General features: G+C 58.7%; 20 protein-coding genes. 5 read left to right on the top strand and 15 right to left on the bottom strand.

Annotated elements, in window-relative coordinates; translation table 11 throughout:
* Positions 1-181 precede the first annotated feature (181 nt).
* A complete protein-coding gene (locus ABOK31_RS28320) occupies positions 182-1,327 on the top strand; it encodes an ROK family transcriptional regulator (RefSeq protein WP_349962134.1) in 1,146 nt (381 codons plus the stop codon).
* Between the two features lie 133 nt (positions 1,328-1,460).
* On the opposite strand, the gene ABOK31_RS28315 is transcribed toward ABOK31_RS28320, so the two are convergent.
* The gene (locus ABOK31_RS28315) at positions 1,461-2,447 is read right to left on the bottom strand and encodes a GlxA family transcriptional regulator (protein ID WP_174172441.1); all 987 of its coding nucleotides are present in this window, start codon (positions 2,445-2,447) and stop codon (positions 1,461-1,463) included.
* Positions 2,448-2,473: 26 nt separating this feature from the next.
* Positions 2,474-3,451 (bottom strand): 4-hydroxyproline epimerase, encoded by a 978-nt coding sequence (locus ABOK31_RS28310; RefSeq protein WP_349962867.1) that lies wholly within the window; start codon positions 3,449-3,451, stop codon positions 2,474-2,476.
* Between ABOK31_RS28310 and ABOK31_RS28305 the strand changes: the two genes are divergently transcribed.
* Positions 3,344-3,577 (top strand): hypothetical protein, encoded by a 234-nt coding sequence (locus ABOK31_RS28305; RefSeq protein ID WP_349962874.1) that lies wholly within the window; start codon positions 3,344-3,346, stop codon positions 3,575-3,577. The genes ABOK31_RS28310 and ABOK31_RS28305 overlap by 108 nt on opposite strands.
* A gap of 14 nt (positions 3,578-3,591) precedes the next feature.
* On the opposite strand, the gene ABOK31_RS28300 is transcribed toward ABOK31_RS28305, so the two are convergent.
* From ABOK31_RS28300 to ABOK31_RS28255, 10 genes are all read right to left on the bottom strand, one after another.
* Positions 3,592-4,449 (bottom strand): ABC transporter permease subunit, encoded by an 858-nt coding sequence (locus ABOK31_RS28300; RefSeq protein WP_349962131.1) that lies wholly within the window; start codon positions 4,447-4,449, stop codon positions 3,592-3,594.
* A complete protein-coding gene (locus tag ABOK31_RS28295) occupies positions 4,446-5,294 on the bottom strand; it encodes an ABC transporter permease subunit (RefSeq protein ID WP_349962129.1) in 849 nt (282 codons plus the stop codon). Before ABOK31_RS28295 ends, ABOK31_RS28300 begins: the two co-directional genes overlap by 4 nt.
* Positions 5,295-5,308: 14 nt before the next feature.
* On the bottom strand, positions 5,309-6,400 hold the full coding sequence (locus ABOK31_RS28290) for a glycine betaine/L-proline ABC transporter ATP-binding protein (protein ID WP_174172437.1): 1,092 nt from the start codon (positions 6,398-6,400) through the stop codon (positions 5,309-5,311).
* An 87-nt stretch (positions 6,401-6,487) separates the two neighbouring features.
* Positions 6,488-7,339, bottom strand: coding sequence for a glycine betaine ABC transporter substrate-binding protein (locus tag ABOK31_RS28285; protein ID WP_174172436.1), 852 nt, complete (start codon positions 7,337-7,339; stop codon positions 6,488-6,490).
* A 78-nt stretch (positions 7,340-7,417) separates the two neighbouring features.
* A complete protein-coding gene (locus ABOK31_RS28280; protein WP_349962127.1) occupies positions 7,418-8,764 on the bottom strand; it encodes an FAD-binding oxidoreductase in 1,347 nt (448 codons plus the stop codon).
* Positions 8,761-10,278 carry an aldehyde dehydrogenase gene (locus tag ABOK31_RS28275; RefSeq protein ID WP_349962126.1) on the bottom strand — a complete coding sequence of 506 codons (1,518 nt, stop codon included), beginning with the start codon at positions 10,276-10,278 and terminating at the stop codon, positions 8,761-8,763. The genes ABOK31_RS28280 and ABOK31_RS28275 overlap by 4 nt, the downstream gene beginning before the upstream one ends.
* Positions 10,271-11,182 (bottom strand): dihydrodipicolinate synthase family protein, encoded by a 912-nt coding sequence (locus tag ABOK31_RS28270; protein WP_349962124.1) that lies wholly within the window; start codon positions 11,180-11,182, stop codon positions 10,271-10,273. The genes ABOK31_RS28275 and ABOK31_RS28270 overlap by 8 nt, the downstream gene beginning before the upstream one ends.
* On the bottom strand, positions 11,179-11,889 hold the full coding sequence (locus tag ABOK31_RS28265) for a GntR family transcriptional regulator (RefSeq protein WP_174172432.1): 711 nt from the start codon (positions 11,887-11,889) through the stop codon (positions 11,179-11,181). Before ABOK31_RS28265 ends, ABOK31_RS28270 begins: the two co-directional genes overlap by 4 nt.
* A gap of 423 nt (positions 11,890-12,312) precedes the next feature.
* Positions 12,313-12,633 carry a hypothetical protein gene (locus tag ABOK31_RS28260; protein WP_349962123.1) on the bottom strand — a complete coding sequence of 107 codons (321 nt, stop codon included), beginning with the start codon at positions 12,631-12,633 and terminating at the stop codon, positions 12,313-12,315.
* Between the two features lie 193 nt (positions 12,634-12,826).
* Complete coding sequence (locus ABOK31_RS28255) at positions 12,827-13,510, bottom strand: 5-formyltetrahydrofolate cyclo-ligase (RefSeq protein ID WP_349962121.1); 684 nt, start codon at positions 13,508-13,510, stop codon at positions 12,827-12,829.
* Positions 13,511-13,624: 114 nt separating this feature from the next.
* Between ABOK31_RS28255 and ABOK31_RS28250 the strand changes: the two genes are divergently transcribed.
* Positions 13,625-14,530 (top strand): LysR family transcriptional regulator, encoded by a 906-nt coding sequence (locus ABOK31_RS28250; RefSeq protein WP_349962119.1) that lies wholly within the window; start codon positions 13,625-13,627, stop codon positions 14,528-14,530.
* A gap of 53 nt (positions 14,531-14,583) precedes the next feature.
* Positions 14,584-15,705 (top strand): HPP family protein, encoded by a 1,122-nt coding sequence (locus tag ABOK31_RS28245; protein WP_349962117.1) that lies wholly within the window; start codon positions 14,584-14,586, stop codon positions 15,703-15,705.
* Between the two features lie 51 nt (positions 15,706-15,756).
* Here the strand turns inward: ABOK31_RS28245 and metB are convergent, their stop codons facing one another.
* Entirely contained in the window at positions 15,757-16,914 is a 1,158-nt protein-coding gene (gene metB, locus ABOK31_RS28240; RefSeq protein ID WP_349962116.1) for a cystathionine gamma-synthase, read from the bottom strand.
* Positions 16,915-17,333: 419 nt separating this feature from the next.
* Here metB and ABOK31_RS28235 point away from each other — a divergent pair, with 419 nt between their 5' ends.
* A complete protein-coding gene (locus ABOK31_RS28235) occupies positions 17,334-18,452 on the top strand; it encodes an ankyrin repeat domain-containing protein (protein WP_349962115.1) in 1,119 nt (372 codons plus the stop codon).
* A 132-nt stretch (positions 18,453-18,584) separates the two neighbouring features.
* Here the strand turns inward: ABOK31_RS28235 and ABOK31_RS28230 are convergent, their stop codons facing one another.
* The gene (locus ABOK31_RS28230; protein WP_174172427.1) at positions 18,585-18,932 is read right to left on the bottom strand and encodes a DUF488 domain-containing protein; all 348 of its coding nucleotides are present in this window, start codon (positions 18,930-18,932) and stop codon (positions 18,585-18,587) included.
* A 95-nt stretch (positions 18,933-19,027) separates the two neighbouring features.
* Complete coding sequence (locus ABOK31_RS28225; protein WP_349962114.1) at positions 19,028-20,353, bottom strand: FAD-binding oxidoreductase; 1,326 nt, start codon at positions 20,351-20,353, stop codon at positions 19,028-19,030.
* Between the last annotated feature and the right edge of the window lie 143 nt (positions 20,354-20,496).

The following is a 20,496-nucleotide window of genomic DNA, read 5'->3' as shown; positions in this document are numbered from 1 at the left end:
ATCAAATCCTGGCCCGCCCACCGATATGAGCAGCCGCTAACCTTCAGAAATTACGCAATAAACCGGCCTTTCCGCTTGCGTTGATACAAGCGGACATTCCTCCATTGCCATGTGCTATTGCATACCGTATCTTCCGGGAAGCAACAATAGTTAATTTACAAAATAAATTTAAAGGATCACCGTGCGCGGCAACCCTAGTACCTCTCGAGCCCTCAACCGGCGGCTCATCCTCAACCTGCTGCGAAACCGCGGGGCAATGCCGCGTGCCGAAATCGCCACGGTGACGGGCCTCAGTCCGGCGGCAGTGACCTTCGTGGTCACGGAACTGATCGAGGAGGGGCTCGTCGTCGAAGGAAAAGCGCAGACGGGCGCAACCGGGCGCCGGCCCGTACCAGTCGATATCAACTATGGCGGCCATCTGGCTGTCGGGTTCAAGCTTCGCCACGACAGTATCGATTGTGTCCTGACCGACCTCGCCACGACGCCGATCGCTTCCTTCGAGATGCCTGTGCGGGACACGTTGCCGCAAACGATGGTCGAGGCCATCGCGACGGCGATCCCGAAGCTTCTGGCCGATGCCGGCCGTACCGGCTCGCCGGTTATGGGCGTCGGCGTTTCCATTCCCGGCGAGGTGGATGCGGTCAAAGGCATCTGCGTGCAGAGCCCGCGCTTTGGCTGGCGTAATCTCGCCTTTCCCGAACTGCTGCGTGAACGGGTTCATATCCCTGTCTGGATCGATGACGACATCAGCGCCTTCACCGTTGCTCAGCGGCTCTTCGGCGCCGGCCGCAACTACAGCAATTTCGCGACGATCGCAGTCGGCACCGGTGTCGGATCATCGCTTGTTATGGGTGGAGAAATCTATCACGGAAGCCATGGCCTGGCCGGAAAGCTCGGTCACATCATCACGGTTCCCGGCGGACGGCTTTGCGAATGCGGGAGACGGGGCTGCCTTCAGGCTCACGCAGCCGAGGCGCCGATGATCGAGGAGTGGGGTCGGCGCCGAGGCGCTAAGGCCAATCGCGACGAATTCGCAGCGGCGATCGATGGCGGCGATGCGACTGCTCTCGAGGTCATGGCAGAAGCTGGAGAGTTGATCGGGCGTCACGTGGCGGATCTGGTGAACCTGTTCGATCCCGAGGTTCTCATCGCCGGCGGCGAAGCCATGCAGTTTGGCGAGGCGATCCTCGAGCCGATCCGCCGTTCGATGGCAAAATATGTCTTTTTGAATACGCCTGAATTGCTGCCAGATTGGGTGCCTGGTTCCTGGGCGCGAGGCGCCGCAGCTCTAGCGACCCAGCATTTCTTCGATCTGGATGTTGAATGATGCCGCTGCGCGCATGATCCGCATATGGGCGTCGTGTCGGCAGGAAACCGACTGTCGGACTCCGCTCACTCCTTATCGGGAACGTCATTAGGGAAGCTGGCAGCCATCGGCGCGGCACGTTTCTCCGCCTGCTTTAGGCATGCGCGCGACGCAGCTCTGTGGGAGATTGTCCGAAGAGACGGCGAAAGAGCCTTGCAAAATGGGATGCGCTGTCGAAGCCGACTTCGAGCGCGATTTCAATGAGCGGTGCCTCTGTCTGGAGAACCAGCTGCTTGGCCCGTTCCATGCGAATGCGGGTGTAGACGGCTCCGGGAGAGGTTTTCATTTCTTCGGTGAACAGACGTTCGAGCTGCCGCCGGGATAAGCCGACCGATGCGGCAAGCTCTTCGGTCGGCACCACGTCCTCGATATGGCTTTCCATGGTGATCAGCACGGCTTTCAGGCGTGGATCCTGGCATTCGATCGCGAGTGGCTTGCGCGGCTGTATATCCAGCCCGGATCGGGCGCGCTCGATTTGCAGCACTTCCAGAGCGTTTCGTTCTGCATCTCGGCTGATGTGCCGTCTGACGAGAAAAGCAGCCATATCGGCGGCGCTGCTTCCGCCCGCGCATGATCCGCGGCTCCGGTCGAGATTGAACAGGCGATCCGAGCGAACGGGGTTTTCGGGGAATTGCTCCCGGTAAGCCTGATAGTGCAGCCAGCTGACGCAGGTCTGGTGTGTTTTCATCAGGCCAAGGCGCGCCAGAATGAACGTGCCGGTACAAACCCCGATCAGCGGGATCTTCTGGGCTGCGGCCTTCTTCAGATAGTCGGAGGTCTGATGATCGATCGTAATGTCGGCATTCAAAAGCCCACCCACGACGACAATGTAGTGGAATTCCTTTGGGTCGATAAAGTCCGACGTCGGTGCGACCTGAACACCGCAGCTCGATGTGATGAGATGCCGGGTGCTACCCAATACCTGCCAGTCGGCCAGCACTCTGCCCGATTTGTCGGCCTCGTCGCTCGCCAATCTCAGCGTATCGACGAACAGAGCGAAGGCGGAAAGCGTAAATGATCGTGCGAGGATGAATCCGACCTTCAAGGGATCGTGCTTAGCTTCTTGTTTGACGGATTTCATGCAACGCCTCGCGGGAGCGACCTTTTCTATTTGATCTGGAAACCATAGGCCAAAGGATCTCGATCGTCGACGAAGATCGTGTTGTGGCCGATGATACGTGCCCAGCCCCCGACACTCGGCCTGATACCCCTGAAATTTCCGACTTCAACCTCCGACTCGATACATCCTTCGAATATCGTGCCGATCAGGCTCTCCTGGCGAAAGGTGTCGCCAACCTTCAGCCGACCCTTGCCATGCAATTGCGCAAGGCGTGCGGAGGTGCCGGTACCGCCCGGGGAGCGATCTATCGCCTTGTCGCCATAGAAAACCGCACCCCGCCCATCGGCTTTGTCGCTCGTCGGCGCGTCGCACCATAAGGCGTGGTGGACACCTCTTATCCTTTCATCCTCGGGATGAACCGGATTGCAGATCCGCTCGAGAGCATCGCGCAACTTCCTGCTGATGTCGACAATGTCATCACTCGACATGCCATCCAATCCAGGCCAGTTCCTCTGCGGTTCGACGACAGCATAATAGTTGCCGCCATAGGCGACGTCGATCGTCAGTGCGCCGAACCCCGGCACATCGACTTCGACATCAGCCGCATGCAGGTAGCTTGCGACATTGAACATGCGGACCGCCTCGACGAATTCGCCGGGCTTGTCATAGTCGATATCCACGCGGCCCGCTGGCGTCTCGATGGAGAGCTTGCCGGGAATGCGTGGCGTGACGAGGCCCTCTTCGATCGCCGCCGTCACCAGACCGATCGTTCCGGCTCCGCACATGGGCAGGCATCCGCTGACTTCGATGAAGATCACGGCAAAATCGCAGTCTTCACGATAGGCGGGATAGATGATGGCGCCGGACATGATGTCATGTCCACGCGGTTCGAACATCAAAGCCTTGCGGATCCAGTCATGATCGCGGACGAAAATTTCACGCCGCTCGGCGATCGGAAGATGTGGGAGCAAGGGGCCGCCACCTGCGACAAGCCGTACGGGATTGCCGCAGGTGTGGGAATCGATGCAGAAGAAACTGTGGCGCATGCGATGATCTTTCCGCTTAGAGCAATTTCAGGAAAAGTGCGTGAGCCGCTTTCCGTCCGGAATTGCGTGAAAACAGGAAGCTGGAGCGGTTCAGAGATTCCGTGAAAAGCTGAACCGTTCTAGCCGTGCTTTGCCGATGACCGGGCGCGATCCTGCAAAGCGCCCTTTGACAGTCTGTCGAGCAGGATAGCGATGGCGACGATCGCAAGACCCGCCCGCAGCCCAAGCCCCATTTCCATCCGGGTCAGGCCCCGCGTCACCTCGGCTCCAAGCCCGCCGGCTCCAACGAGCCCGGCAAGAACGACCATGGCCAGCGACAGAAGAATGCACTGGTTAAGGCCGACAAGCAGGGTCGGCATTGCGGAGGGAATCTCGATCTTGAAGAGGATCGAGCGCGGCGGCGCGCCCGTGGCTTGTCCGAGCTCGAGAAGGTCCGTCGGCACCTGGTTGAATGCCAGCGTCGTCAGACGCAGCATCGGTGGTACGCCATAGACGATCGTCGCGATGATCGCCGGCACACGGCCGAGGCTGAAGATCATGACAGCCGGGATCAGATAAACCCAGGGCGGAACGGTCTGCATGATATCGAGCAATGGCCTTACAACCTTCTCGAAGGTCTTATAACGCGATGCAAGAATGCCAAGCGGGAAGGCAATCGAGACGGAGATGGCGACTGCAACTGTTACCAGAGCCAGTGTCTGCATGGATGCAGCCCAGAAGCCGGTGAACAGGCAGAAGGTGAGCGCAACGGCAGTCACTATTGCAACTCTGATGTTGATGACAAAGGCTGCGAAAAGCACGGCTATGGCAATCACCGCATAAGGCGGTGGGTAAAGAAGCGCCGCTTCGATGCCGCCAAGCACCGCTTCGATAAGTTTGGTGATGCCTTCGAACACGGGATGAAAGTTGGTGTTCAGCCAATCGACGACGGGAGCAAGATAGGTACCTGGCGAAAACCGGAGAAGATCGAGGTTCATCTTACACCTGCCTTGGCGCGGCTGGCCGCGCTCTGCGTCAATCTGTCGAGTACCATCGTCAAGATGACGATCGCGATTGCAGCGTTGATGGATGTGGCCATGTCGAGCGTGCGCACAGCGCTGTAAATTGTTTCGCCGAGGCCGCCGGAGCCGACGATGCCTGCGATCACGACCATGCCGAATGCCATCATCAGGCTCTGGTTGATGCCCGCCAGGACACTTGGGATTGCGAAGGGCAGCCTGATCTTCGTGAACATTTGCCATGGCGTCAGGCCGCTTGCCTGTCCCAATTCTATAAAGGCTGGCGGCGTCATGCGAATGCCAAGCGAGGTCAACCGGATGGCGGGCGGCATCGCCACGATGAAGGTCGCAACGAGCGCAGTCGCGGGGCCGAAGCCAAGAAGGGCAATCGCCGGAAGAAGGTAGATATACGGTGGCAATGTCTGAATGAGGTCGAGGACCGGCTCTAGAGCCCTGTCGAACCACCGCATGAAGCCGGCAGCGATGCCGATCGGAATTCCGATGGCAAGTGCGAGTATGGTCGCAGTGGTGACAAGCGCAAGCGTGCTCATGGTTTCGCTCCACAATCCCATGACTGCGCAGAAGAACAGGCCCAGTCCCGCCAGTATGGCGGACAAAGCGCCGATCAGGCGCCATGCGAGAAGCGCGACAATGACCACGCTGACGTAGAAGGGCGCCAAATGAAGCAGCCAAAGGACGCCATTATAGGTTCCTTCGAGGATGGCCCTCAAGGGAGTGAACAGCCAGTCGCCGTTGTCGCTGATCCAGCCCAGCGCGTCATCGGTCCAGGCATCGAAGGTATCCGCAATGACCGAGATGTCCATTTTCGTACGTCCTTCTACGCCGGCATTTGCTGTTGCGCCGGGGATCCGGCAACGCCGCGAAGCAGCCCCCGCGTGGTGACGACACCGACAATGGAACCATTGTCGACCACTGCCACAGCATCGCGATCCGACTTCATCGTAAGGTCTATGAGTTCGCCGATATCCGCCTCAGGAGAGGTCTTCAGGAGCGCATCCACATCATGCTGCGGCTGCAGGCTCCTGTATTCCGCGATCGACTGCATGACCGAATGGGCCTTGACGAGATGAATCCTTGATATGCCCGCAACGAAGTCGGCGACGTAGTCGTCGGCAGGTTTCGTTACGATCTCTTCCGCGGTTCCCACCTGAACGATGACGCCGTCCTTCATGATGGCGATGCGGTCGCCGATGCGAATGGCCTCTTCGAGATCGTGCGTGATGAAGACCGCGGACTTGCCGAGCGACTTCGTCAACTCCCGAAACTCATCCTGCAACTGGCGGCGAATAAGGGGATCAAGCGCGCTGAACGGCTCGTCCATGAGGATGATCTCGGGATCGGCCGCCAAGGCACGGGCCAGGCCGACGCGCTGCTGCATCCCACCCGACAGTTCAGACGGGTATCGCGATGTCCAGTCGGAGAGGCCGACCTTATCGAGCGCAGCTCGGGCCGTCTTGTTGCGCTCATCCTTTGACACGCCGCGGACTTCCAATCCGAAGGCCGCATTCTCAAGAACGGTGCGATTTGGAAGCAACGCCACACTCTGGAACACCATGCCGATATTGCGGGCGCGCATATCGCGCAGTTCGGCCGCGTTCAGCCTGGCAATTTCCTTGCCCTTGATCGTGATCCTGCCGAGACTCGGTTCGATAAGACGGTTGAGAAGGCGGACCAGGGTGGATTTTCCGCTTCCCGAGAGGCCCATGATGCAGAAGATCTCGCCGCGACGGACCTGAAGGTGGGCATCGGAGACACCGACGACACAGTTGAATTCCTGAAGCACCTGCTTCTTGGAGAGGCCACGCTCGGAAACGGCCTTCACAGCGGCGGTCGCACGCGCACCGAAAATCTTCCAGACGTTCTGGCAATCGACCAGGACTTCACCGGTGTTATCCATGACAGTGTTCATTGTATTCCCCACGCGGCCAGTCCATTGCCGGCCTGTTCGTCTTCGTTGAGGGATGCGGGCCGCCCCGATGGCGGCCCGCTGTCGACATCATTCGCCCTTGATATTCTCCCACCGCTTCAGGAGATCGGCATGGCTGGTGGTCCAGTCCTTGATGGCCTCGTCCATTGTCTTGCCGTCATTCACGGCGCTGTTGATCGCGGTGATATCGGCAAGCGGCACATAGACGCTGGCAATGACCTCGCGAGCGTGCGGATAGTCGGCGGAGAAGCCCTTCTTGCCGATCCAGTAATAGCTCTGTGGCGGCGGGAAGATGCCCTTGGGGTCCTTCAGGAATTTCACGTCGTATTTCTGCATCATCCAGGACGGCTCCCAGATCGTGACGGCAATCCATTCCTTGCGGTCAACGGCCGACTTGAGGGCCGCGGTCATGGCTGCGGTGCTGCCTTCGACGAGCTGCAGTTTCAGATCATAGCCTTTAACGGCGTTGGCAGTATCGCGCATCAGGCCCGAACCCGGCTCGATGCCGACGATCTTGCCGCCGAACTTGTCGGCGTTGGCGTTCAGCTGGTCCATGGAGTCGATCGGCACGTATTTCGGGACTGCGACGCCTTGGAACAGGCCGTGCGAAACGGGCGAGATCTTTTCGAGGCGCTTCTTGTTCTTGTCCCAATAGTCCTGTGCGACGTAATCGGTCTGAGAGGCAAGGATCTGGATGTCACCCTTGCTGAGTGCTGCATAGGCGATGCCCCATTCGGAGAACGGCACGACCTTCACGGTGTAGCCGGCATCTTCCAGCACCTTTTTGGTAATCCCGGTGATCGGTGTCAGGTCTTCCCACGACATCGTTCCCACGGTGATGCTCTTCTCTTCCGCATGGGCGGAGAATGCGGTCATTCCGACCATCGCGGCCGCGCAGAGCGCTTTCCACAAAGTCTTCATTTTTCTTGCTCCTAGTTTTCGTTCCCATATTGTTGAAGACCTGCGATAGGCGCAGTCTTCACATTGCGCGGCGAGGGATCATCCCTCGCGGCCTGCGCGCAATTCCTGCAAACGGATCACTGAATTGATGCCGAGCCATGCAAAGGGTTCCGGTGGCAACCGGGATGGCGCGGCGTGATCCATGTATTGTTCGAGTTGTTCCGAGGCAGTGCCGGTCGCAAGTTCGGCGGCCATCATGCCTGCCAATGTGCTCTTGACGGTGCCGAGCCCGTTTTCGCAGCATGCCGAATAAAGCCCTTCGTCAAGCGCGCCGAATGCCGGCACATGGTTCCGGCTGAGGCAGAGACGCCCGGCCCAGCTGTGTTCGAAGGGAATGTCCTTTAGTCCCGGAAACCGCGCATCGAGCGAATTTCGATGCTCTTCGGCCATTTTGGCCATTCGCCGATCAGAAACGGTGATCGTCGTCTCGTAGGTGTATTTCGTCCGAATGACGATGCGCGATTGTCCGCCCGAGGTGATCTTTCGCACCGTCGCGCCCATGGCATCGGCCGGAAGCAGCGCCCATCTATCTCGTCCCGAAATCTTTCGTCCGAGGTCGTCGGCTGAGAATGGAGCGGTCATCGAGGCGTAGGCAAAGATGTGCATCAGGCGGCCGCGGAAGTGACCGAAGTCGTCGATGTGACCGTTGACACCGAGGATAACCTTCGGTGCGGTGACCTTGCCGCGAGGGGAGATAGCCGTCCATGTCCCTTTGTCCCGCGTCAGGGCGGTAACCGGCGATCTTTCGAAGATGTCGATTTTGCGCGACAACCCTGCCGCAAATTCGCGAACGTAATCGGCGGGCTGGATCAGGACCGCGCCCGGCGTGTAAAGGCCGCCCAGGTAGTAATCGGAACCGGTAAGCTTGCGCATTTCGGATGCATCGAGAAAGCTGTGCTTCTCGCCCGCACCCTTCAAGGATCGGCCGAAGCTGATATTCAGTTTCATTCCGCGCGCGGTTGCCGCCGCATTGATCTTGCCTGTCGGGTCGACAGTTTCCGGGGACATGCCGTATTCGTCCGCGGCTTCTCTCGCGAAAGCGATCGCAGCCCTGTTCTGAGCCATCTCCAGGCGAGTGGCGTCCAGACCGCCGCTCGAATATTCGCTCGATGAAAGGTTGTGCGGGACGTCGATCATAAAGCCGGAATTGCGGCCCGAGGTGCCCTTGCCGACCTCGCTCGCATCAAGCACGACGATTTTGTCGTTGGGCCGAAGCTGCAGCAGCCGGCGCGCGGTGGAAAGCCCGGCAAAACCCGCGCCGATGATCAGCCAGTCCGCAGTCACGTTGCCTTCCAGGCTCCGGACCGGGAACGAACGTCGACTGATCGCCTCCCAGCCCGAGATGCCGTTTTCTGCCGGCAAACGCTTGACGGACGTCGTGATCATCGGATCGTCTCGTCCACCGAGCGATCGGAGATATCGATCCAGATGGTCTTCAGTTCGCAATAATTGTCATGGGCGAAGATCGACTTGTCGCGCCCGCCAAAACCGGACTCCTTATAGCCGCCGAACGGTGTCGTCGCGTCGCCCTCGCCGAAGCAGTTGACGGTGACGAGGCCGGCCCGGATGTCACGTGACAGCCGGATCGCATTCTTCAGGCTGCCGGTATAGACCGACGCCGTCAGGCCATAATTGGTGTCGTTGGCAAGAGCGACGGCCTCGGCCAGGGTGTTGAACGTCGTCACCGACAGGATCGGCCCGAAGATTTCCTCCTTGAAAAGCCGGCTTGCAGCGGTGACGCCGTCAACCACCGTCGGCTCGACGAAAATGCCGCCATGCGTTTCGCCACCATGGGCGATCGTCAACTTCTCGCTTTTGACGTCGTCAAGGAAGGATGTGACCTTCTCGTAATGGTTCTTGCTGACCAGTGCGCCGACGCGGTTTTCCGGATCAAGGGGGTCGCCCGTTTTCCACTCGCGCATATAGGCGCCGATGCGCTTTAGCAGCTCGTCCTTGATCTTGGCATGGACGATGAGGCGTGAACTCGCGCTGCAGTTTTCGCCCATGTTCCAGAAGGCACCGTTGACGACCTGCTCGGCGACGAGATCGAGATCGTCGGCATCTTCCAGCACAACGGCCGGGTTCTTGCCGCCGCATTCGAGCACGACCTTCTTCAGGTTGGAATCGGCGGAATAATGAAGGAAACGGCGGCCGGTCGGCGTCGAGCCGGTAAAGGCCACCATGTCGACATCCATGTGCAGGCCGAGCGGTTCGCCGACATCCCTGCCGCTGCCGGTGACGACATTGAAGACACCGGCTGGGATACCGGCTTCATAAGCAAGTTCGGCAACCCGCAGCGTCGTCAGGGTCGTCTCCTGCGCGGGCTTGACGACGACGGAGCAACCAGCAGCCAGCGCCGGGCCGATCTTCCAGGCAAGCATCAGCAGCGGGAAATTCCAGGGCAGGACGCAGCCGACGACGCCGATCGGCTCGCGCACCACCATTGCCAGCGCATTCGGGCCAACAGGATTGGTATTGTCATAGAGCTTGTCGATCGCCTCGGCGTGCCAGCGGATGGTGTGGATGGTGTCGGGCACGTCGACGGTCTGGCACTCGCGAACCGGCTTGCCGCTATCGAGGCTCTCCATAACCGCCAACTCGTGACGGTTCTCTTCGAGCAGCCTGGCGAACTTGATGAGCGTTGCCTTGCGCTCGCCCGGCGATAGCTGACGCCAGCGGCCATCCTCAAAGGCCTCTCTTGCCTTGAGTACGGCGTAGTCGACGTCGCTGGCATCACAGGCGGCAACGTTAGCCAGGAGTTCGCCGGTCGCCGGATTGGTCGTCGTGAACGTCTTGCCGGAATTGGCCGGACGGAAGGAACCGTCGATGAAGGCGTTCGTCGGCAGATCAAGGCCAGCGGCAATCGCCTTGTATTCGGCTGCGGTCAAAGGTTCATGCATGATTGGCTCCCGACGTGATCTGGGCGACCGTGCGCTTCAAGGTGGCGACGACAGTCTGGAGGGTTCTTTTTTCTTCGGAGGTCATTCCGCGCAGCGGTGCGCGGACAGGTCCGGCCTTGAGGCCGATGATCTCGCAGCCATGTTTGATCGATTGCACGAACTTGCCGGTTTCGAGAAAATCCATCAGCGGCAGCATCGCCGTCATGATGGCGCGGCCCTTGTCGAAATTCTTCTCGAGCACGCAGGCTTCGTAGAGCGCGACATGTTCGCGCGGCAGAAAGTTCGAACCGGCGCACACCCAGCTCTTCGCACCCCAGGCGAAGAATTCGAGGGCCTGGTCATCCCAGCCGCAAGACAGTGCGATGTGAGGAAATTTCCGCGCCAGCAGATGGACGTTTGCCATCTCCCCGGAACTTTCCTTGATCGCCCGCACATTCTTGGACTTGCCGACACGCGAGAAATATTCGTCGCCCATCATCACGCCCATGCGGGCAGGGTAGTTGTAGAGCATGATCGGCAGATCCGCGGCGCGGTCGACCGTCAATGCGTGAATGGCATTTTCCTTCTCCGTCGGCAGGGCATAGGGCGGCGACGTCACGAGGATTGCATCCGCGCCGATCTCCTTTGCTGCCGTTGCATAAGCGACCGAGTCCTCCGTACGGGTCGCCCCGGTACCAACGATCAGCGGCAGGCGGTTTGCGATGACCTGCTTGGCATAGGCAGCAAGATCGAGCCGTTCCTGCATGGATTGGGCATAATATTCGCCCGTAGAGCCGCCGATGATGATGCCGTGGACCTTGGCCTCGACGAGGGATTCCAGCACGGCTGCGAAGGCAGCCTTGTCTATCTGACCGTCCGGTCCATGGGGCGTGATCGCCGGGGTGTAGATGCCTTCGAAATTCAAGACGATTTCTCCATCGATGTGACGGGCACTTCGACGAGCGCGTCCGCCTTCATTCCTTGCGGCGCGATGAACATTTCCATGTTCTCGCGCGACAGCTCCCAATGCTCGAAGACCAGGTCCACGACGGTGTCTTCGTCATGCTTCGCGATTGCCTCGATGAAGCCGTCATGATGCTCCACGGCGAGTTGAAGCCGCTCGCGCATATCGTCGTTCTTCGGGCGGAAGAAGGTGTGGCCGATCCGTGCATGGTCGATCAGCAAGCGACCCAGGCTCGGCTGCAGATAGGCGTTGAACGACATTTCGCCGATGATTTCGTGGAAGCGATTGTTCTCGAGTACCATGGCGAGAGCATCGCCCGAGGTGCTTGCCGATCGGAACCGATCCTGCGTCTCTTTCAGATCCACGAGTTGCTTGGGCTTGAAGTTCTGCACCGCGAGCCTGCCGATTGCGGCATAGATCATCGGCGCCACCAGAAAAAAGTGCCTGAGGGTCTGATGGTTCATTGGGCTGACGCGTGCGCCGCGATTGGCCCGGATGTCGATATAGCCTTCGCCCTCGAGGCGCCGAAAGATTTCCCGGACGGGTGTGCGCGAGAGGCCGTATTGCTCGCTGAGACTGACTTCGTCCAAATCCTGGTCAGGATCGAGCTCCATCGTCAGAATTTGACGTTTCAGATCGTCGTAAAGACTGCTCTTCCCGCCCTTCATTGCGACCTCCTCCTTGGGATTTTGCAGGGAATTGAACCCGTCGGCTCCTGCTGATGGGAGGAAGGTCGCACAGGCCGATCATCGAGTCAATAAAATTGTATAATATGAGTACACAATAGATGTTGTGAAAAAATACAATCCTGTTTTTGCTGCCGAATGCTTTGAGCAGCGGGGCTTTTCGCGAAAATCGCCACTCGGATGTCAGAGGGAATTGATCCGGCTCTTCGGATTTCACCGACCGGAGGCGTGTGAAGGGCGAGCAGTGATGCGACCGCGGTGTGGGCTTGCCATTTGGCAATCACGCACGTGTTCCCATCGCTAATTCTCTGTGCTCAAGGCAGGTCAGCCGAAGCCGAGCGGGATTTGCCGAGATCCTTTAGATGACGCAGGGCGTCACGGCATCGGATGCCGATTTGGTGGGCATCAGTGGCTCAATGCATGCGCTGTAAACTGGAGATAGGCCGCAAGGCTGACGGCGGAAAGCGCCACAATGGCAATGGGTTGGGAGAGGTTCTTGCTGATGGCCGCAAGCAACAGTCCGAGCAGGATGATAGCACCTCCCAGCAACGGTCCCTTGTCGGCAAACGACAATGCAAGGGCGGTCAGGCTGACGGTCGCCGCGACCATCGTAACCGGCATCTGGTTTTGAAGACAGTCCCCGCGGCTTGTGAACGTGAGCAGAAACCTATTCCAGCTCAAACCGAGGGAAATGCTCAAAAGTAGCGGCGGGAGAATGGACAGCATGAATATCGTCTCTTCCGATGGATCGATCATGAAGACGCAATTCATGTGCCAATAGGTGCAGGCGTTGATCTGGCCGGGTAAAGCAGCGTGCAGGCATGAACCGCTGCCCGTTTGTCCGGCGATCTGCCGCTCTGTTTAGCACCTCATTGGAATCGACAGGCTCAAAGCCCGACAAGAAAAAGGAGCGTAGAACTCATCGATAGCGTAGTCCTGCTTGCGTGACGATCACGTCCATCGGAATGTCATGAGCAAGCGGGCGGATGGTGTCGATCCTCTGCGATTCGAAGCCGACGCCGATGACCAAAGGCTTGTGCTCGAGGGCAGCAAGGGTTCTGTCGAAAAATCCGCCTCCATAACCAAGACGGTAGCAAGCTGAATCGAAGCCAACCAGGGGCGCTATGACGATATCTGGGATTGCTTCCTTGCCCTCTGCCGGCACTGGAATGTTCCATACCCCGCGTTCAAGCCGCTCCCCTTTTTTCCATGATCGGAATATTAAAGGCCTTGCCTTGGCAACGACGACGGGCAACAGGCAGTTCGCGCCACGGGCCGTCAAGGCGGCCATCCATCCCCTCAGGTCGGGCTCTCCCGAGAAGGGCCAGAACAGGCTGACGTGTCTGCCGTCGATATCGGTGACAACCTGGTCGAGATGAGCAGCAATCGAACCCGTATAGTCCTCGCGTTTTTCGAACGGCAGCGCCTTTCGCGCTCCGATTAGCCTTTGCCGTTCGGCCTTTCGCCACGCGAAAATAGTCGAGATCCGGTCCTCATCGGGTGAAATGCCGCTATAGGCTGGGTCGACCTCGTGCAGCATGCAGGCAGGCGACGCATATTCGCGGATTGTTTCGTCCGTTTGATGTCGATCTGATTTTGCCATCCGCTCTTCGGAACTCCATTCCATGGCTCGATGCCGAAACATGCTTGAGCTGCGACAATGATTTTTATATAGGGAATGATAAGATAACTTAATTCCTGAATCGAGATCTTTTCATTGGACCTCTCATCAATCGAGATCTTCCTTGCTGTGGCCAGTGACCGCAGCGTGACCAAGGCCGCCAAAGTCGTGGGACGCGTGCCGTCGAATGTGACGACGCGCATCCAGCAGTTGGAGGACTATCTGGGTGTCCTGCTCTTCAGCCGCGACGGCAAGAAGATGACGCTGACGAAAGAAGGCGAGACATTTCAGGTCTATGCCAATCGACTTGCCGCGCTTGCGCTCGAGGCGCGTCAGGCGGTCAGGCCGCAGCGCCCAACGGGTACGTTGCGTCTAGGAACGATGGAAAGCACGGCGGCAAGCCGGCTGCCCGCAGCGCTCAGCCAGTTCAATCATATGTGGCCGGATGTATCGCTTCAACTGACACTTGGCGCTTCCCGCGATCTTGCTCAAGATGTTCTGCGCGATGTTTTGGACTGCGCGTTGATCGCCCGGCCGCCAAAAGCGATGCTGGATGAAGATCCAAGTTTTGCGGCCGAGCTCAAGCAGCTCGAGGCCGAGCCGGTATTTGTCGAGGATTTGCTCCTCCTTCTGCCATCCGGGCATCCATCGATCCGCTCGGCTGCCGATTTGCGTGTCGGATCGATTGCTGCCCTTGAGCCCGGATGCACTTATCGCAGGATTGCAGAAGGCTGGGCGCGCAAATCGAGCTCTTTGCCGACGACCGAACTTGGCTCCTATCATGCCATCCTGGCCAGTGTGGCGACCGGTAACGCAGCCGGCGTCATGCCAAAGTCGGTTCTCGATCTCATGCACTGGCCGGCGACATCGGCGACACACCAGCTTGCTGCCGTCGACACGATCCTTATCTCCCGCAAGAATGATCGCCCGAGTTCGTTCGATGCGTTTCATGAAGTCCTCGGCGCCACCAAGGGCAGGAGCCTGCCGCTCGTGCCGAACTAGCCGGCGTCCTGCCGTTCATCCAAGGAATACCCTTCTCTAAAACTGGTTTCATTATGCAGCATCCAGAGTCCCACAAGGCGGGGTCCAGCCGGTTCCGTCTGTTTTCCCCGATCCTCGCCGGAGCCACCTTGCGCGAGCGGCTGATCGCGTGCCTTGGTGCCTTGATCGGCATTGGCCTTACCGGAGTCATCAGCGGCTATCTGTTCGGGCAGGGACCGCATCTTCCGCTCATCGTCGCGCCGATGGGGGCGTCTGCGGTGTTGCTTTTCGCGGTTCCGGCGAGTCCGCTTGCACAGCCTTGGTCGATTATCGGCGGCAACACCATTTCCGCGTTGATGGGCATCATCGCCGCCTATCTCATCCACGATCCGATCATCGCGATCGGGGTCGGCGTCTCGCTTGCAATCGGGGCAATGTCGTTTACGCGATGCCTGCATCCGCCAGGGGGAGCTGCAGCCTTGACCGCCGTTCTCGGCGGTCCGGTCGTTGCGGGCTGGGGTTTCCTGTTTCCGTTCGTGCCGGTTGCCTTGAACTCCTGCATACTCGTGGGCCTCGGACTTGTGTTTCACAAGCTCTCCAGGCGCAACTATCCGCATGTTGTCGCAAAGCCCGCCGAGAATACCCATCAGACGCGCGATCTGCCGCCGCCCTTGCGGGTGGGTTTTAGAGAAGAAGACGTCGATGCCGCCCTGGGCGTGCTTGACGAGACCTTCGATATCGATCGCGCAGACCTCAGCCGCCTTTTGCGGCAGGTCGAATTGCAGGCAGCGGTGCGTTCGCATGGAGACATAAGCTGTGCCGACATCATGTCGCGCGATGTCATTGCCATCGGCGAGGATGCTGAGCCGGATCACGCGCGGCATCTTCTGCTGAAGCACAATATTCGCACGTTGCCGGTCAAGGATCGGGAGGGCCGCCTGATCGGCACAGTCGGCTTGCGTGAGCTCTCGGGCGGTCTCGACACCATTGCGCACGCCATATCCAAACCGGCCGTAGCCGATGCGGCCGATCCTGCTCTCTCGCTCCTGCCTGTTCTGACGGACGGACGCACGCATGCGGTCATCGTCGTTGATGCCGACTGGCGCGTCCTTGGTCTGATATCGCAGACGGATCTGTTGAGCGCGATGGCACGGCTTCTGCCGACCAAGGACGCCCCGACGCGAGTGGTCGCCTGAAATCGGCGCGGAGGTTTCGATCCGCTTTCATCTCCGAAGGATGACGGTGAGCTATTCGATCTTCCCAAGACTTGCCGCGAAATCCGACAGCAGATCCTCTTCTGCTTCCAGGCCGACGGAGACCCTGAGCAACCCATCACGGATGCCAGCGGCATGGCGGGCTTCGGCACCCATGCCGACATGGGTCATGCTTGCCGGATGCGCAACGAGGCTTTCAACGCCGCCCAGGGATTCGGCAAGGGTGAAGATTTTCAGCGTCGCCACGAAGCGGCGTATGGCTTCAATCCCTCCATTGAGCTCGAAACTCAACATGGCGCCGAAACCCGATTGCTGCTGCGCCGCAAGTTCATGACCCGGATGGGTCGGCAGACCGGGATAATGCACGGCCCCGACCTGCGGGTGCCGGGAGAGAAACTGCGCAATGGCCATGGCCGTCGTCTGCTGTCGTTCGATCCGCGCAAAGAGGCTTCGAATGCCGCGCTGGGTAAGATATGAATCGAATGGCGAGCCGGTAACCCCGATCATATTCGCCCATGCTTTCAGCTCCTCTACATCATGGGAATTTGCCGCAACGACGGCACCGCCAACGACATCGGAATGGCCGTTCAGATATTTTGTTGTCGAATGGATTACGAAATCGGCTCCAAGGGCAATCGGCCGCTGAAGGGCCGGCGACAGAAAGGTATTGTCGACCACGAGGCGAGCCCCTGCCGATTTCGCCTGTTGGGAAATGGACCTGATGTCGACGATGCGCATGAGCGGGTTGCTGGGCGTTTCGACGAAAACCAGCGCCGCGCCGCGATCCAGCGCCGATGCCAGTGCCGTGCTGTTGCCTTGATCGACAAACTCGACCTCGAAGTGACCCTTGTCCCGCAAAGCAGCCAAAAGGCGATATGTTCCGCCATAGCAGTCATGCGGTGCAATCACCCGATCCCCAGGCTTCAGGAGACCAAGAATGAGATTGACGGCCGCCATTCCCGACGAAGTCACCACCGCGCCGGCTCCGCCCTCCAGTTTTGCAACCGTATCGGCAAGCAGGTCGCGCGTGGGATTGGACGTTCTGGAATATTCGTAGGCCTGTGCTTGCTCGAACTGCCGAAATGCAAAGTTGCTCGACAGATAGAGCGGCGGGGTGACGGCGCCATAAGCCGTATCGTCCGCGATCCCATTTGCAGCTGCAATCGTTCTGAAGTCCTTGTTGATCGACACGAGGGAATTGCCCTTTCATGAATTGGATTTGACGTTTGCCGTGATGCGCATCGCCAATAAGGATTGATCTGTTCGCAGGCGGGGTTTGTGGTTGGCTTGCCGGGCATGACCGGCGGAGATCCAAACCCTTCGTATGATTATAATTTTCATCTAGAGAATGACAATGATATTTCGTTCTCTAATTTTGCTGAAAGACCATCCATGAACAGGAAAGGAAAGGGTAGGGATTTGCTTGTCGAGCGCACGAAGTCGGAGACTTGCGGGATCCGTTCCGGTGTAGGCAGGTATTGATTTCCGGTCCGCAAAGCGTTGATTTATGGGAACCGATCGGCGTCTAAAACTGGTTGAACTTTGACGCGAACGACATCGGATCACTTTGGGGCGATTTACCCTTAGCCAAAAAATGAGGCCCGCGCTCGATGCCTAAAGCCAAGAAGAAAATGCTGCCGAAGAATTTCGAGGAATTGCTGAAGGTGGGTAATTCCGATGCGATCAAGGCTGTATTCGATACATGCGACGTGAATGCACGTGGTGGTCCCTTCAAAAGAGCTGCTCTGGCCTTCAACGAGCTTCCGGACGACGTTGCACGATGGCTGGTCGATCAAGGCGCGGACATTTCTGCAACCGACAGCTATGGCGAGACTCCTCTACATGATCGTGCCGGTCACTGGCAGGGAAAGATCAATGTTTTGCTGGAACTGGGCGCGGATGTAAATAGCAGCGATAGCAGGGGCGACACTCCGCTTCACAAGGCTGCTTCAGTCGGCAACATCCGAACTGCTCGGATCCTGCTTGAACGTGGCGCACGTGTTGATGCTCGCAATAACAGCGGCCTGACTCCATTGGCGCTTGCCCTCCAGCAATGCAGTAACGCGAAAATCCAGCAGATTGCCGAAATGGCTGAACTGTTGCTGGCTGCGCAGCCGCGCCAACAGACCGGTATCCGTGCGTTTGCCTCGCGTCTGCTTGGACGGGGACAAAAGGATGATGATCGAATTTCCCAGGAAATACAGGGTTTTGTTCGGCGTATCGGAACGGATTTCGAATTCCATCGTGGCAATTTCAATCCAGAAAGCAGAGAGGCGACCAGTACTGCGCTCGATAAGCTCTATGTCTTATTCGGCGTCCCTCCTGTACCGCGCCGAAACATGCATGATGGCAAGTCGCCTATTGTGGCGAAGGCGGCCAAGTGGGAGGACCGCCATCAGGAATTGTGGGAGCTATTGGTACCGTCGAGCGGAGCAGCCAATACAGTGCAAGGCGAAGTCATCCGTATTTCGGGGCGCATTACCAGAGAGCTTGACGGTAATGGTGGCATAAATTGGGATAAAGAGTTTAAACAGATGGCTGACGCACTGCTGATGCATCTCGGTTCCGGCAAGTCTTTGCCTGCGGCTGAATTGAAAGAGGCGACAACGATCATCAGTGAGGTGAAACGAAAATATGGCGATACGCGGCGTCTAGGTGAGTTGGCGGTCAAGTGGGTGGCGCTGAACCCAAATCCGACCGCGCTCGCGACGCCTTCATATGGGCGTTAAAGCATGTCGCGCGAAAGCGCGCAGCGGTTTTGTGGCAACGATCCCGTTTATGGTCGGCTCCGCGGAAATTGCCGATCGGTTCAGCTTGGCGCTAAGAGAGTTTCGTCGCGATCGGCAATGCCGCTCAACGCTCTACCGATTGGCGATGAAGTTCATGAGCACGATAGCATTGTTGTGCTCGGTGTCTCTCGCTCCATAAAGAAGCGTGGCAGTCGATTGCCCTATCTGCTCTCTAAGCTCTTCCACTGCCTTCGAGTTCTTCTTGAGCTCATCCTGATAGCGCCGGCGAAACTCATCCCATTTTTTCGGATCATGACCAAACCAGTGTCGCAGCTCGGCGCTCGGGGCGACGTCCTTCACCCAGGCGTCGATATGAGCGTCGTTCTTGCTGATGCCGCGAGGCCATAGACGGTCGACGAGGATACGCTTGCCGTCGCCATCATCAGCGGGTTCATAAATTCGTTTGATGCGCAGAGGCATGTTCATCGCCTTTCTAGGGCGGCTGCCCTCGGCGATGATAACATCCGTCTGCGGAACTTGGTCAATAATCAGAGGACCGGCGTTCTTTTTGTGCCTCAGAAATCCGCGACCTTGCCCCAAACGGATGAGGCAAAGCGACTGGGATGATAGGGCAGTGGATCGACGATGGGTGCAGCGTCGGTCACGATATCGGCAATCAAATGGCCGGCCCCGGGTCCGATCCCGAAACCATGGCCGGAAAATCCGGCGGCGAGAATGAAGCCGGGAAGGGTTGAGATCTCGCCGATGCCGGGAACACCGTCCGGCGTGCTGTCGATATAGCCCGCCCAGCCGGCCGTGATCTTAGTCTTGCGAAGCTCCGGCAGGAGTTCCAGTGCCCTTGCATGCGTCAGTTCGATGGTAGCATGGTCCGGCCTTGGATCGAGAATGCGCATATGTTCCATCGGTGTTGCTCGATCGAGCCGCCAGCGTTTCAAAGATTCGTGGCCAGAGCGAAAGCCTTCGAGCCCACCGGGCGAAAGGCTTTTTCGCCGCTTGAGGAACATCGGAACAAATTGCGATGAGAACCGCAATTGTTGCGGCGTCAAATCGATCCGGCCTCGGCCGCTGATGGCCAGCGTATACCCGTCGCCGCCGCGACGCGTGATCGATACGCCGCTGGTGTGCAAGGCATCCGGCAATCCCTCGGCGCCGGCGGAAACGGCCAGGATGGACGAGCGAACGGAGGCTTGGGGAAAGCGGATGCCCAGCTGCCGGCAGAAGGATGACGCCCAGGCGCCGCCGGCGAGGATCGCGGTCTTGGTGCGGATCACGCCGCTTTCGGTGATCACGCCGCTGACGCGTCCTGCTTCCGTTTCCAGGCCGCGGGCGGCGCAGTTCTGATGAACGGTACTGCCGAGCTTCATGATCGCGCGTGCCACCGCTGGCGCGGCATTGGCCGGATCGGCAACTCCGTCGGTCGGCGAGAAGACGCCGCCTTTCCAGATGCGCCCCGTGGCGCGGCCACGCTCGGTCGCAGCAGCGCTGTCGAGCATATGTGTCGTGACACCGACCGTTCTGGCAAAGTCGTGCCAGCGCGCCCAGCCGGCGATCTCCTGTTCGTCATTGCTGAGATAGAACAGGCCACAGCGGCGAAAGCCTGTATCCTCGCCGCTGTCGGCGGCAAATCGCTCCCAGAGATCGAGGCTTTTCGTCGCGATCGGCAGCTCGCGCCCGTCGCGATTCTGCTGCCGGCACCATCCCCAATTGCGGCTGGACTGCTCCGCGCCGATCAGGCCCTTTTCGACAAGCGCTACGCGCAGGCCCGATCGTGCAAGATAATATGCCGTGAAAACGCCGACGATCCCCCCGCCGATCACGACGGCATCGGCGGACTTCGGCAATATCGGCGAGCTTTCGATAAGGCAAAGCGGTGCAGGCATGCGCGATCTCCAGATTCTATCCGAATCTAATTCATTGCTTGGCCAAACCTTGCTGGAGATCACCGTCACGCCAAATTTTATGCCGTGATTGATCTACTGTATAAACTATTGTGCTTCAACGGAGATTTTTCTTCCGGATGGAC

The sequence above is a fragment of the Rhizobium sp. ZPR4 genome (assembly GCF_040215725.1).
Lineage (GTDB): Bacteria > Pseudomonadota > Alphaproteobacteria > Rhizobiales > Rhizobiaceae > Rhizobium > Rhizobium rhizogenes_D.
The sequence above is the reverse complement of the archived record's forward strand: the minus strand, read 5'-3'. Positions and strand labels throughout refer to the sequence as shown.

What these genes read in the sequence shown, in the direction of transcription:
- ABOK31_RS28315 (WP_174172441.1), bottom strand. Translation starts at nt 2,447, where the DNA reads ATGAAATCCGTCAAACAAGAAGCTAAGCACGATCCCTTGAAGGTCGGA.
- ABOK31_RS28305 (WP_349962874.1), top strand. Translation starts at nt 3,344, where the DNA reads ATGATCGCGGACGAAAATTTCACGCCGCTCGGCGATCGGAAGATGTGG.
- ABOK31_RS28300 (WP_349962131.1), bottom strand. Translation starts at nt 4,449, where the DNA reads ATGAACCTCGATCTTCTCCGGTTTTCGCCAGGTACCTATCTTGCTCCC.
- ABOK31_RS28295 (WP_349962129.1), bottom strand. Translation starts at nt 5,294, where the DNA reads ATGGACATCTCGGTCATTGCGGATACCTTCGATGCCTGGACCGATGAC.
- ABOK31_RS28290 (WP_174172437.1), bottom strand. Translation starts at nt 6,400, where the DNA reads ATGAACACTGTCATGGATAACACCGGTGAAGTCCTGGTCGATTGCCAG.
- ABOK31_RS28285 (WP_174172436.1), bottom strand. Translation starts at nt 7,339, where the DNA reads ATGAAGACTTTGTGGAAAGCGCTCTGCGCGGCCGCGATGGTCGGAATG.
- ABOK31_RS28280 (WP_349962127.1), bottom strand. Translation starts at nt 8,764, where the DNA reads ATGATCACGACGTCCGTCAAGCGTTTGCCGGCAGAAAACGGCATCTCG.
- ABOK31_RS28275 (WP_349962126.1), bottom strand. Translation starts at nt 10,278, where the DNA reads ATGCATGAACCTTTGACCGCAGCCGAATACAAGGCGATTGCCGCTGGC.
- ABOK31_RS28265 (WP_174172432.1), bottom strand. Translation starts at nt 11,889, where the DNA reads ATGAAGGGCGGGAAGAGCAGTCTTTACGACGATCTGAAACGTCAAATT.
- ABOK31_RS28260 (WP_349962123.1), bottom strand. Translation starts at nt 12,633, where the DNA reads ATGCTGTCCATTCTCCCGCCGCTACTTTTGAGCATTTCCCTCGGTTTG.
- ABOK31_RS28255 (WP_349962121.1), bottom strand. Translation starts at nt 13,510, where the DNA reads ATGGCAAAATCAGATCGACATCAAACGGACGAAACAATCCGCGAATAT.
- ABOK31_RS28245 (WP_349962117.1), top strand. Translation starts at nt 14,584, where the DNA reads ATGCAGCATCCAGAGTCCCACAAGGCGGGGTCCAGCCGGTTCCGTCTG.
- ABOK31_RS28235 (WP_349962115.1), top strand. Translation starts at nt 17,334, where the DNA reads ATGCCTAAAGCCAAGAAGAAAATGCTGCCGAAGAATTTCGAGGAATTG.
- ABOK31_RS28230 (WP_174172427.1), bottom strand. Translation starts at nt 18,932, where the DNA reads ATGCCTCTGCGCATCAAACGAATTTATGAACCCGCTGATGATGGCGAC.
- ABOK31_RS28225 (WP_349962114.1), bottom strand. Translation starts at nt 20,353, where the DNA reads ATGCCTGCACCGCTTTGCCTTATCGAAAGCTCGCCGATATTGCCGAAG.